At 72.3% G+C, this 13,289-nt stretch carries 2 protein-coding genes; both read left to right on the top strand.

Annotated elements, in window-relative coordinates:
• The first annotated feature begins 20 nt into the window (after nucleotides 1-20).
• On the top strand, nucleotides 21-4,358 hold the full coding sequence (locus QH470_RS02235) for a condensation domain-containing protein (RefSeq protein WP_280270550.1): 4,338 nt from the start codon (nucleotides 21-23) through the stop codon (nucleotides 4,356-4,358).
• 42 nt (nucleotides 4,359-4,400) lie between these two features.
• On the top strand, nucleotides 4,401-13,289 hold an 8,889-nt coding region (locus tag QH470_RS02230; protein ID WP_280270549.1), incomplete at its 3' end, for a non-ribosomal peptide synthetase.

The following is a 13,289-nucleotide window of genomic DNA, read 5'->3' as shown; positions in this document are numbered from 1 at the left end:
CGTAGTCAGGAGACAACTGTATGGGCGGACCCGGCATTGCGATCGTGGGCATCGGCCTGCGCTTTCCCGACGCCGCCGACACCGCGGCGTTCCGGGCCAACCTGTGGTCCGGCCGCGCCTCGATCGCGCCCATGCCCGCCGCGCGGGCGACCGGCACCGGCGTCGACGCGCGGGCGGCCGCGGTGCCGGCGGGGTACCTCGACGACGTGTCGACGTTCGATCACGAGTTCTTCGGGCTGTCGAAACGCGAAGCGGCCCTGATCGATCCACAGCAGCGGCTGGCGCTGGTGCTGGCCCATCGAGCCGCCGAGGACGGCGGATACGCGCTGTCGACGCTGCGGTCGACCGATACCGCGGTGGTGTTCGGCGCGACCCCGGCGCCGCTGTACGGGCTGGCCGCGGGCGCGAACACGCTGGGCGCGCTCGGTAGCGCGGGTTTCGGCGCGGCCGCGCGCATCGCCCACGTGCTCGGTGTGACGGGCCCGTGCTACGCGATCGACAGCGGCTGCAACGCCGCGCTGCTGGCCGTGCACCAGGCCTGCCGCGAATTGCGCGACGGGACCGCCGATTACGCGCTGGCCGGTGGAGTCAGCGTGCGCGCCTTCGGGATCGGCGCCGACGAGGCGGCCGGCTTCGACGAGCTGGTGTCGGCGCGGGGTGAGTGCCGCGCCTTCGACGCCGACGCCGACGGCACCGTGATCGGGGAGGGCGGGGCCGTGCTGCTGCTCACCACCCTGGACCGTGCCCGCGCCGACGGCGCCGCCGTGCACGCGGTCGTGCGTGGCAGCGCGACCCGGCACAACGGCCACGCCACGGCGACCATCAGTTCGCCGAGCGCTCGGGCCCAGGCCAAGGTCATCGCGGCGGCCTGGCGTGACGCCGGTGTGCCCCTCGAATCCGCCGGATATCTGGAAGGGCACGGCTCGGGCACGCGCCTCGGCGACGCGGTGGAACTGGAGGCGCTCACCGAGGTGTTGCCCGGCGGCCGGACCGCGCCGCTGGCGCTCGGCTCGGTGAAGACCAATATCGGGCACCTCGACCACGCCGCGGGCATCGCCGGATTGGTGAAGGCGGTGCTGGCGGTCGAGCACGGCGAACTGTATCCCTCGCTGAACTTCGACAAGCCGACCGGTGGAATCGATGTGGCGGCCGCCGGCCTCGAGGTGACGGGCCACGCCGCCGCATGGCCCGACTCGGGTGGCCCGCGACGGGCCGGTGTCAGTTCGTTCAGCCTCGGCGGCATGAACGCGCACTGCGTGGTGGAACAAGCTCCGGGGCAACAATTTCCGGCGACAGTCCCGGACAACGACGTCCCCCGCCTGGTCGGCATCTCCGCGCGCACCGGCGCGGCCCTGCGTCACCTGTGCGCCGACCTCGCCTCCGCACTGTCCGACGGCTCCGCCCCGCTCGCCGACGTCGCCTTCACCTTGAACCGCGGCCGCGACCACCACCGACACCGCCTCGGCCTCATCGCCACCACCACCGCCGAACTGTCCGAACGGTTGGCCGCCGCCAGCCACTCCGAAACCGACACCGCCACAGCGTCATCCGCCACCGCCGAGGGCATCCCACGAGTGGTGCTGTTGTTGTCGCCGGACGCGCGGCCGCGTGGTGGAGGGGCGTTGCCGGACGCATTGCCCGCGCGGGGTCCGGTGGCGGATCTGCTCGCCGGGCAGCTCGCGTTTCATGACGAGTTGCGGCGGTACGGCGTGACCGTTGCCGCGGTGCTCGGTGCGGGGGTTTCCCGATATGCCGCACGCTATCTGGCGGCCGCGGGCGACGCGGCAGACCCCGACGAGCTGGCCGCGGCGGCAGCGGACCGCGGTGTCGACACCGAACGCCTGCTCGCCGTCGCCCGGAAGCTCTTGGCGGACGGGCCGGTGTTGTTCGCCGAGACCGCGCCCGGCGGCTGCCTCGGCACGCTGCTGACCCGCGCCCTCGGCGGCGAGCCGAACGCCGAGATCCTGATTCCGCACGACGTGTCCGACGGCCCGGCACGGGTGCTGGCGGCGCTGTACGAACGCGGCGCCGACTTGCATTGGGCCACAGGGCAACCGGATCCAGCGCGGCGGCTCCGCCTCCCCGGGCACCCGCTCGGCGGAGTGCACTGCTGGGTCGACATCACCTGGAGCCCGGCGTCACAGCCGCCCGCCGCGCCGCCGCCGACCGACGACGACACCGCCGACCCGGTCGCCTGGTTGCGCGCCACAGTGCGCACCCTGCTCGACACCGATCGCGAAATCGGCGCGCACGAAAACTATTTCGACCTCGGCGGCAACTCCCTGCTCGCGCTGGCCCTGCTGGATCGGGTCACCGATGCCTACGGGGTGCGCCCGAAACTCCTCGACGTCTACGAGCATCCGACCCTCGCGGAATTCGCCGAATTGCTCACCCACGCCGCGGCGCCGGTCGCGACCCTGCCGCCGGTCGTCCCGCAGGACGAGTACGTGCTGTCGTTCGGGCAGGTCCGGATGTGGTTCCATCATCAACTCGACCCGGACACCACCCTCTACAACCTCCCGATCGTGATCCGGCTGACCGGGGCCGTCGAACCCGATGCCGTGCGTGGCGCCTTCGCCGACCTCGCCGACCGGCACGAAACCCTGCGGTCGAACTTCGTCGACGACGACGGCACACCGGCGCTGCGGATCCGACCGGATCTCGGCGAGTTCTTCCGGCTCGCCGACGTCCGCGAGACGCCGGATCCGGTGGCTGCCGCCCGGGATCTGGTGGCCGACGCGGCCCGGGTGCGTTTCGATCTGGCGACCGACCCGCTGATGCGCGTGCTACTCGTCCGCGTCGGGCCCGAGGACCACGTCCTGCAGGTCACCATGCATCACTCCGTGAACGACGGCGGCTCACCACAAATCGTGCACCGCGAACTCCCCGAGCTGTATCGCGCCCGCGCCGCCGGCCGCGCCCCCGAACTGACGCCGCTGCCGGTGCAATATCGCGACTACGCGCGCTGGCAACGAGACCTGCTCTCCGGCAACGTCCTCGACGGCGAACTGCGCTACTGGACCGAAACCCTCACGGGCGCACCGAGACTGGAACTGCCGCTGGACAAGCCGCGCCCGGCGCGCAAGAGCTTCGCCGGAGCGCTGGAGATCTTCGAGATCGACGCGGACCGGATGGCGGCCGTGCGAACGGTGGCCCGGCGCGAATCGGTCTCGGTGTTCGTGGTGCTGCTGTCGGCGTTCCATCTGCTGCTCGCGCGCTACAGCGGGCAGTCCGACATCGTCATCGGCACCCCGACCACCGGCCGCAACCGTCCCGAATTGGCCGGACTGATCGGCTATTTCAACAGCACGGTCGCGCTGCGGGCCGATGTGTCCGGCGGGCCGTCGGTGCGCGACTGGCTGCACCGGGTGCGTTCGGTCGTGCTCGCGGCGCTGGACCACCAGGAGATTCCGTTCGACCGGGTGGTGCAGGAACTCGGCGGGGACCGCGATCTGAGCCGCACCCCGGTGTTCGACGTCTTCCACGTGCACCAGGAGCTGCCCGGCGGCGAGTCCGGTGGAGAGGCGATCACCGACTTCTTCGATCAGCACCGCACCGTGGCGAACCTGTTCCCCGGAATGCCGCTCGGCACAGCGAAATTCGATCTCACGCTGCTCACTCTCGACCATCCCGGACGCCCGGGCATCGACGCTTGCCTGGAGTGCAGCACCGACCTGTTCACGGCCGCCACGGGGGCGGAGATGGCATCGGCCTACCTGGACATCCTACGGGAACTGGCGGGCTCGGAACCGGACCGGATCGTCGACGAGATCGTCCGCCCCCCGGCCACATTCACCGGCGAGGCCTTCCACCCGATCGAGATACCCGCCGACCGCCCGCGCCCAGCCGTCCCCGCGTACACGGTGGCCCGCACGCGGCGCGTTCTCGACCGGGACGTCCCCGATCTCGACGTGGCCCTGACCGCGGCATGGGCCGTGCTGCTGTCCTGGTACAGCGGCGCGGATGTCGTAGACCTGGACGTCGCCCCCGGACCGCGGCCGCTGCGCGTGGATCTGAGTGACGATCCCACGCCGGCCGCGCTGCTCGACCGGCTGGCGCGCCGGAAGCCGGTCGGTGTGGTGCCGGAACCGTCTGCCGCGCAACCGCTTCCGGTCCGCTACGAAGGCGAGGGCATCCCCGCGCCTGCGCCGGGCGTGGAACTGGCGCTCGCAGTGGACCGCCGGGCCCCGGCCGCTGTGCTGACCCTCGACTACGCCACCGACCTCTTCGACGAATCCACCGCCGACGCGCTGCTGGCGGACCTGGCGCGGATCCTCGACGGCCTCCTACGGGAACCGGACCGGCCCTGCTCGGAAGTCGCCGCCGCGGCCACGGACCCCGACAGGAGCAAGGCATGACCGTCGACACACCGGACAACTCGGCCGCGAAGCGGGGACTACATGACCATCGCTGACGAGACGAGCTACCGGCAGTCCGGCAGATGGGCGGCCGACCGCGAATACTGGGCGAGCCGGTTCGCGGACGCGCCGCGATCGGACACCGCACTGCCACTGGGCCCCAACGGTTTCCGAGCGGGCAACGGCCGCGACGGCGGTCTCCGGAGCAGCCTGCCGGCCGCCGTGCTCACACCGCTCGCCCGGCGCAGCGGCGGCGGCACGGCGGCCGTTCTCCTCGCGGCGCTGGCGGCGTTCGCCCACCGGATCACCGGGGAGCGAGACATCGTGCTCGCACTCCGGCAGGGCGCGACGGTCACGCCGGTGCGAGCGAGTGTGTCACCGGAATGGACGCTCGGCCGTCTCGCGGCACAGCTCGGGCGGGAACTGCGGACCGCACGCCGACACCGATATCTCACCGAGTTCGACGCCCCGTGGCCCGAACGGTGGGCACTCGTCGCCACAACGGACGCATCCGAAGGTGACGAGTCCGCACCCGCGGACGTGCTCCGCGCCAGGCTGGACGACAGTGACCCCGGCCGCTGGACCGTCACCGCGGACGGCGTCGCCGCGGACCTGCCGCGGCGCTTCCTCCACGCGCTCGAACAACTCGCGCGCGAACCGGATCGACCGATCGGCACCGTCGACCTCGCCGACGCCACCGAACGCCGGTGGGCGACAGAGGTATCCACCGGGACGGTACGCCCGCTACCCGTACCCGACACCATCGCGGCGGCTTTCGCGCGCCAGGCCGAGCGCACGCCCCACGCCACCGCGCTGGTCACCGACGACACGACCGTCGCATACGGCGCGCTCGCCGCCCGCGTGCACCGCTTGGCGCGCTGGCTGGTCGCGGCCGGCGCCGGACCGGAAACACCGGTGGCGGTGGCGATCCCGCGCTCGGTCGAGCTGGTGGTCGCGCTGTACGCGGTCGCGGCTGCAGGCGCGGTCTATGTGCCGATCGACCCGGACCATCCGGCCGCCCGGACCGCGCACATGCTGGACACCGTCCGCCCGCTCTGCGTGCTGACCCGCTCCGCCGACGACCTCACGGTGCCGCCCGGCGTCCGGGTGGTGGCCCTGAGCACCCTCGACACTTCCTCGTATTCCCCGGTGGCGCTACAGGATTCGGAACGCCGTGCGCCTGTGCGTCCGGAGCACGCGGCGTACGTGATCTTCACGTCCGGGTCGACGGGCGTGCCCAAGGGGGTGGCGGTCTCCCAGGCCGCGATCGTCAACCACATCGAATGGATGATCGCCCGATACGCGCTGGGACCGGACGAGGTGTACCTGCACAAGACCGCCACGACGTTCGATGTGTCGCTGTGGGGTTTCCTGCTGCCGCTGCGGGTCGGCGCGACCGTGGTGCTGGCCCGCCCAGGCGGTCGGCGAGACCCGGAATACCTGGCCGAGCTGATCGAGTGGCACGGCGTCACGATGACCGATTTCGTGCCATCGCTGCTGTCGGTGTTCCTGCGGCAGGCGGACAAGGCGCGGCTGGCGTCGCTGCGGCAGCTGTTCGTCATCGGCGAGCAGCTGCCACCGGCCGTGGCGGCCGCCGTGGGACCCGAAGTGGCCGTGCACAATCTGTACGGACCGACCGAGGCGGCGGTCGCGGTGACCGAGCATCGTGCCGAACCGGCGGACACCGCGGTGGTGCCGATCGGCGCCCCGGCGTGGAACGTCCGGGCGGATGTGCTCGACGCGGGGCTGCGCCCGGCCCCGCCGGGCTTTCTCGGCGAACTCCATCTGGCCGGAATCCCTGTGGCGCGTGGCTATTACGGCCGCCCGGCGGCGACGGCCGAACGGTTCGTCGCGGATCCGTTCGGACCGCCCGGCACTCGCATGTACCGCACCGGTGACCTGGTGCGGCGGCGTCCCGACGGCACCCTGGAATTCTGCGGCCGCGCCGACTCGCAGGTGAAGCTGCGCGGTCAGCGGATCGAGCTGGGGGAGGTGGAGCAGACGCTCGCCGCCCACCCGGACATCGAACGGGCCGTGGTGCTGGTGCGCGGCGACGACCCGCACGGTGACCGGCTCGTGGCGTATATGGTTGCCGCGCAGGACTTGTCGATGGCGGCGGTGCGGGAATGGCTCGCCGAGCGCCTGCCCGCGTACATGATTCCCGACGCATTCGTGCTGCTGGACCGTGTTCCGATGACGTCGTCGGGAAAGCTGGACGTGCGCGCCCTGCCCGCACCGCAAGCCGACCGGCCCGAATACCGTGCCCCGGCCGGGCCCGCGGAGACGGTCGTCGCGGCGGCGTTCGCCGACGTCCTCGGCCTCGAGCAGGTCGGCGCGCACGACTCGTTCTTCGCGCTCGGCGGCGACAGCATCATGGCGATCCTGCTCGTGGCCCGCGCTCGCGGGCGCGGCGTCCGGTTCAGCGCGCAGGACGTGTTCGAACAGCGCACGGTGGCCGCGCTCGCCGTACACGCCGAGACCTCGCCGACGAACACCGACGCCGGGATCCTCGCCGAACTGCCGGGCGGCGGCGTCGGCGACATGCCCCTGCCGCCGGTGCTGCGGCACCTGATCGACCACGGCGTGGGCGACGGCCCGACCCAATCGGCGACACTGCGGCTCCCGGCGGACACGGATCACGCGACGCTGACGGCGACCCTCGCCACCGTGGTCGACCGGCACGACATGCTGCGGGCCCGGCTGTACCGGGAGGCCGGGCAATGGCGCCTGACGGTCGCCCCGCCCGGCGCGGTGGACGTCGCGGCGCTGGTGCGGCGGGTCCCGGTCGATCCGGCGGCGGACATCGAGACGATTCGCGCGCTCCTGGTGGCGGAGCGGGACGCGGCCCTGCGGCGCTTGGCGCCCTCGGAAGGTGTTGTGCTGCAAGCGGTGTGGCTCGACCGTCCGGGCGCGGCGGGGTGGTTGCTGCTGGTCGTGCACCATGTGGCCGTGGACGCGGTGTCGTGGCGCATCCTGGTGCCCGATCTGATGTCGGCCTGGACGCAACTGCGGTCCGACGGAACCGCCGCACTACCCGCGCCGACCACCTCGATGCGCCGGTGGGTCCACGCGCTGGCCGCCGACACACAACGCGCCGCGGAACTCCCGTCGTGGCGGCGCATCGTCGAGGCCCCCGAGATGCCTTTGGGGGCAAGGCCGTTCGACCCGTCCACGGACCGCGCACAAGACGTACGTCGAATCCGGGTGCGCATCGCCGAGGCGTCGACCGCCGATCTGGACATCGTCGCCGAACGCTTCGGCGCCGACACGCAGGACGTGCTGCTGGCCGCGCTGGCGCTGGCCCTGGCCCGGTGGCGGCCGGACGCGGCCGCGCGGCATCGGGTGTGGCTCGAGGGGCACGGGCGCGAGGCGGTGCCCGGCGCCGAATTGTCCCGCACCGTCGGCTGGTTCACCACCGTCTATCCGGCGTTGCTCGACCTCGCCGACCTCGACGTCGCCGACGCGCTGGCCGGCGGTCCGGCGGCGGGCGCGGCACTCAAACTGGTTAAACAGCAATTGCGCGAGCTACCGGATCGCGGCGTCGGCTACGGGGTGCTCCGGTACCTCGATCCCGAGACCGCCGGGAAACTCGCCGCCCCCGCGCCGGAGGTCGCGTTCCGCTATCTCGGCCGCACCGGCGCGCTGACCGGCGATGCCCCGTGGCTGCCCGATCCCGACCTCGCCGATCTCCCGGAACCCGCCGCCGACGCCCCCGCACCCGCGGGCCTGGACGTGGCGACCGTGATCGCCGGTGACCGCCTGCACACCGTCTTCGCGTATCCCCGGACCCTGTTGGGCGACAACGATGTCGAGGAGCTGACCGAACACTGGCAGCAGGCGCTGGCGAGCCTCGCCCGGCACGGCACCGCGCCGGGCGCCGGCGGCCACACCCCCTCCGACTTCCCGCTGGTGCGGACAGCGCAGGACGAGATCGAGCACTGGGAGCGCCGCTATCCCGGCCTGACGGACGTGTGGCCGCTCGCTCCCCTCCAAACGGGCCTCTACTTTCACGCCGTGCTGCAGCAGTCGTCCGTCGACGTCTACCACGTGCACACGGTGTTCCGGCTGACCGGCGTCGTGGACACCGGACGCCTGCGCGACGCGGTGGCCCGCATCCTCGATCGGCACGCCGCGCTGCGGGTCGCGGTGGTCACCCGTGCCGACGGCACGGCTGTCCAGGTCGTGGCGGGCGAGGTACGGGTGCCCTGGACCGTCCTCGACCTGCGCGACACCGCGGACCCCGCGGCGGAATTCGCGAGATTCGCGGCGGACGATCGCCGCCGGCCGTTCCGGCTCGACGAACCGCCGCTGCTGCGCTGTGCGCTGATCATGCTCGGTGACAACGACTTCCGGCTCATGATCACCACGCACCACCTGTTGATGGACGGCTGGTCGATGCCGCTCGTCGCCACCGAACTGCTGACCCGCTACGCCGCGGGCGACGCATCTCCGGCCTTGCCGCCGGTACGCGGCTACCAGCATTTCCTGGCCTGGCTGCGGCGGCAGGACAGCGAGGCCGCCCGCCGAGCCTGGCGGGCCGCATTCGAGAACGCGGCGGGACCGACCCTGCTGGCTCCGGAGCAGCGCGCGCGCCGGGTCACGTCGCCGGCCGAGACGGTGGAGTTCGGCCTCGACGCGACGCGCAGCGAGCGTCTCCGGAAACTGGCTGCCGCACATCAGGTTACGGCCAACACGGTGTTGCAATGCAGTTGGGGACTGACCCTGGCGCTCACCATCGGCCGGCCGGACGTGGCGTTCGGCACCGCGGTGTCGGGCCGTACGGCCGACCTGCCCGGCGTGACGGACATGGTGGGATTGTTCGTCAACACCGTGCCCGTGCGGGTGCGGATCGACGCCACGGAAACGGTCGCCGACCTGCTGGTCCGGCAGCAGCGGGAGCAGGTGGACCTGGCGGCGCACCAGTATCTCGGGCTCGCCGAGATCCTGGCCGCGGCCGGTCGTCCCGCGCTGTTCGACACGCTGCTCGAGGTGCAGTCCTACCCGCTCGATGCCGCCACGCTCGGCGCGGCCGGTCGCGACGGGCTGGCGGTCACGGACGTGACGGTCGACGACGGCACACACTATCCGCTGACCCTGGTGGCGTGGCTGGACAGTCGGCTGCGCGTTCGGGCCGGATACCTGCGAGAGTGTTTCGACGAGGCCACAATCCGGGCACTCACCGACCGCTGGATGGGTGTCCTGTCGGCGATGATCGATGACCCGGACGCCCCGATTCGGCGACTTCTCCCGGACGAGCCGACCCGAGTCGACGACATCCCGAGCGATTCCGCTGTCTCGGGGCCCCGGCCCTACGAGCCGCCGCGCGGGCGGCTCGAAGCGGCGGTGGCGGCGGCGTACGCCGAAGCGCTCGAGCTGCCGCGGGTCGGCCGCGACGACGACTTCTTCGCCCTCGGCGGTGATTCGCTGAGCGCCATGCGGATGGTGAGCCTGCTGCGTGCCCGCGCCGGGGTTGCGGTCCCGCTCGGGGAGATATTCACGGCACCGACCGTGGCGGCACTCGCCGCGCACGCCCGGCCCGCGCCGAGCGAACGCGGTGTGGTCCCGATGCCGCGGCCGGAGCGCATTCCGCTGTCCCACGGCCAGCGGCGGCTGTGGCTGGTGCACGAATTGTCCGACGGCGCACCGATGTACAACATTCCGCTCGCGCTGCGCCTGACCGGACCGCTCGACCTCGACGCCGTGCGGGCCGCGCTGCGCGATGTGGTGATCCGGCACGAGGCCCTGCGGACGGTGTGCGCCGTGGCGGACGGCGTGGCGTACCAGCGGGTCCTGGACCCGGCGGAGGTCGACCTCGCGCTGCCGGTGATCGAATCCGGTGCGGCGGGCCTGTCCGCACGGCTGAACGCCGCCGCGCGCCGCCGGTTCGATCTCGCGTCCGACCTCCCGATCCGCGCCGCGCTGATGCGGTGCGGCCCGGACGATCACGTGCTCATCGTGGTCCTGCACCACATCGCCGCCGACGGCTGGTCGATGATGCCGCTGGCCCGCGACGTCGCCACCGCGTACACCGCCCGGCGCACCGGCGGCGCGCCCGCCTGGGACCCGCTGCCCGTGCAATACGCGGATTACACGCTGTGGCAACGAGAACGGCTCGGCGCCGACGACGAACCCACGCCGCTGCTGCGCGGTCAGCTGGAGTACTGGCGCACCGAATTGGCGAACCTGCCTCAGCCCCTGGCGCTTCCGGTCGATCGTCCGCGACCGGCGATCGCACGGGGCGGCGGCGGGCAGGTCGGTCTGACGATCGACGCCGACGTGCTCGCCGCGGTGGAGGCCTACGCGAGCGCCCGGCGCGCCACCACGTCGATGGTGTTGCAGGCGGCACTGATCGTCCTGCTGCACCGGCGGGGCGCGGGCACGGACATCACTCTCGGCGGGCCGATCGCCGGGCGCAACGACCCGGCGCTGAGTGATCTCGTCGGCTTCTTCGTCAACACCTGGGTGCTGCGCGTCGGGGTGTCGGATGAGGTCTCCTTCGCGACGGTCGTGGACCGGGTGCGGGCGAAAGCGTTGGCCGCCTTCGAGAACCAGGACGCGCCCTTCGAACGGCTGGTGGAACTGCTGGCGCCACGGCGCTCGACCGCGTACCACCCGCTGTACCAGGTGATGTTCGCGTGGCAGAACACGGCCGTGCCACAGCTGACGCTGCCCGGCCTGCGGGTCGAGCCGGTGCCGGTCGAGACCGGCGCCGCCAAAGTGGATCTGTTCTTCGGCCTGACCGCACCTGCCCCGGGACAGCCGGCCGTCGGGGCCGTGGAGTACGCGACCGACCTTTTCGATCGCGGCACGGTCGAGGAACTGGCAGCGCAATACTGCCGACTGCTGGCCGCGCTCGTCCGGCAGCCGGAACTCGCGGTCCGCGCCCTCGACCTCGACGCCGTGGCCGATTCGCTCCCGGCCGCGCACACCGAACCCGCGGCACCGCTGCCCGACGAGCGTGTTCGGCCGCTGACCGCCGCCCAGACCGAGATCTGGTTCGGCCAGCAACTCGACCGCACCGGCCGACGCTTCGTCGTCGGCGGATATCTGCACATTCGCGGCGAACTCGACCACGCGGTGTTCGAGCGCGCGCTCCGGCATACGGTCGCCGGCGCCGAGACCTTGCGCGTGCGCATCGCGGTCGGCGACGACGGGCCGGGCCAGGTACCGGCGGAGCTTCGCGACTGGCCGCTGTACCGCAAGGACTTTCGCGACTCCGCGGAGCCGTTCGACGCCGCGCGCGCCTATATCGCGACCGAACTGGACCGTCCCTACGACCTGACCGCCGCCCCGCTGTTCGATCACGCGCTGCTGCGGGTCGGCGATAGGGACCATCTCTGGTTCCTGCGGTTCCACCACATCGTCGGCGACGGCGGCGGCATCGCCGCCTTCACCAAGCGACTGTCGGACACCTATCGCGCGCTGCTGGCCGGTGACTCGGTGGCGGACACGGTGTTCGACCGGCTCGACGCCTTCGTGGACCAGGACGTCCGGTACCGCGACTCGCACCGGTTCACCGCCGATCGCGAGTTCTGGGCCGCGCGGCTGGCGGGGCTGCCGGAAGCGCCCGTGCTCGCCGAGGACGCCGTGCAGGGCAGCGCGGACGAATTCCTCCGGCACACCGGCACTCTCGACGCCGACACGTGGCGGGCACTGCGCGACCGTGCCGATGATTACGGAGTCCGGTGGCCGGTGCTGGTGCTGACGGCCACCGTGCTCGCCCTGCACGCCGACACCGGCAGCCGGGTCGTGGTACCCGGACTGACCGTGCCCGCGAAACGCTCCTGGCACGCGCTCGGCATGACCGCGAACGTGGTGCCGCTGCGCGTGGCGGTGGACCCCCGCGCGCCGCTGTCGGCGCTCGTCGCGGCGGTCGGCGCCGAGAGTTCGGCGGTGCTGCGGCATCAGCACTACCGGCAGGCGGACATGCGCCGCGCCGGGATCATCGACGGGCGGCCGCCGCACGGTCCGGTGGTGACGATCATGCCGATGGATCTGATGCGCGAGTTCGGCGGGAATCCGGCTGTGCCGCAGCAAGGTTCGCCGGGCCGCACCGACGGTGTCACCCTCGGTGTCTACGACAACGGCGAGCCCGAACTGCGCCTGGACCTGGACTCGGTCACGGCGCGGCACACTCCCGCCAACCTCGCGGCCCACCATGCCCGGCTACTGGCCCTGCTGTCCGTTCTCACGACCGCCGACCCCGACACTCCCGTCGGCAGACTGCGTTTCGGCCACGCGCCCGCCCTCCGCACCGTCGACTGCGCGGACGAGCGCGACAACGATTCCGAGCCGGTCACTCTCGTCGACTGCCTGCGGCGCGGGGTCGACCGCTCCGCCGCGGCGACGGCCGTCGTGCACGGTGCCGAGGCGATGTCGTACCGGGAACTGCACGAGCGGTCGGAGCGGTGGGCGGCGCGGCTGTCCGCCCGCGGCGCGGGGCCCGGGATGCTGGTCGCGGTGTTGCTGCCGCGCGGTATCGATCTCGTCGTGGCGATCGTGGCGGTGCTGAAGTCCGGTGCGGCCTACGTGCCGCTGGATCCCGGAAATCCGGCCGCGCGCCTGCGGCTGATCCTGGACGACACCCGGCCCGAACTGGTCGTGACCGACCGGGACCACATGGCCGCGCTCGCCGGCGAGCGTACTTTCGTCATCGATGCTCCGGATGAGCCGGAGGCCCACGGCGAGAACGTATTCCGGCCGCGTCCGGACGACCCGGCGTATGTCATCCACACCTCCGGATCCACCGGGCGGCCGAAGGGCGTGGTGGTCACGCATCGACGCGCGGCCGGGTTGCTCGCGTCGACGCGAGCACTACTCGATCTCGGCCCGGCGGACGTGTGGACCCAGTTACATTACGTGGCCTTCGACATCTCGGTCTGGGAGATCTGGGGCGCGCTGCGGCACCGCGCGACGCTGGTGATCGTGGAC

Source organism: Nocardia wallacei (genome assembly GCF_029868745.1).
GTDB classification, from domain to species: Bacteria; Actinomycetota; Actinomycetes; order Mycobacteriales; family Mycobacteriaceae; genus Nocardia; species Nocardia wallacei_B.
The sequence above is the reverse complement of the archived record's forward strand: the minus strand, read 5'-3'. Positions and strand labels throughout refer to the sequence as shown.

What these genes read in the sequence shown, in the direction of transcription:
- QH470_RS02235 (WP_280270550.1), top strand. Translation starts at nt 21, where the DNA reads ATGGGCGGACCCGGCATTGCGATCGTGGGCATCGGCCTGCGCTTTCCC.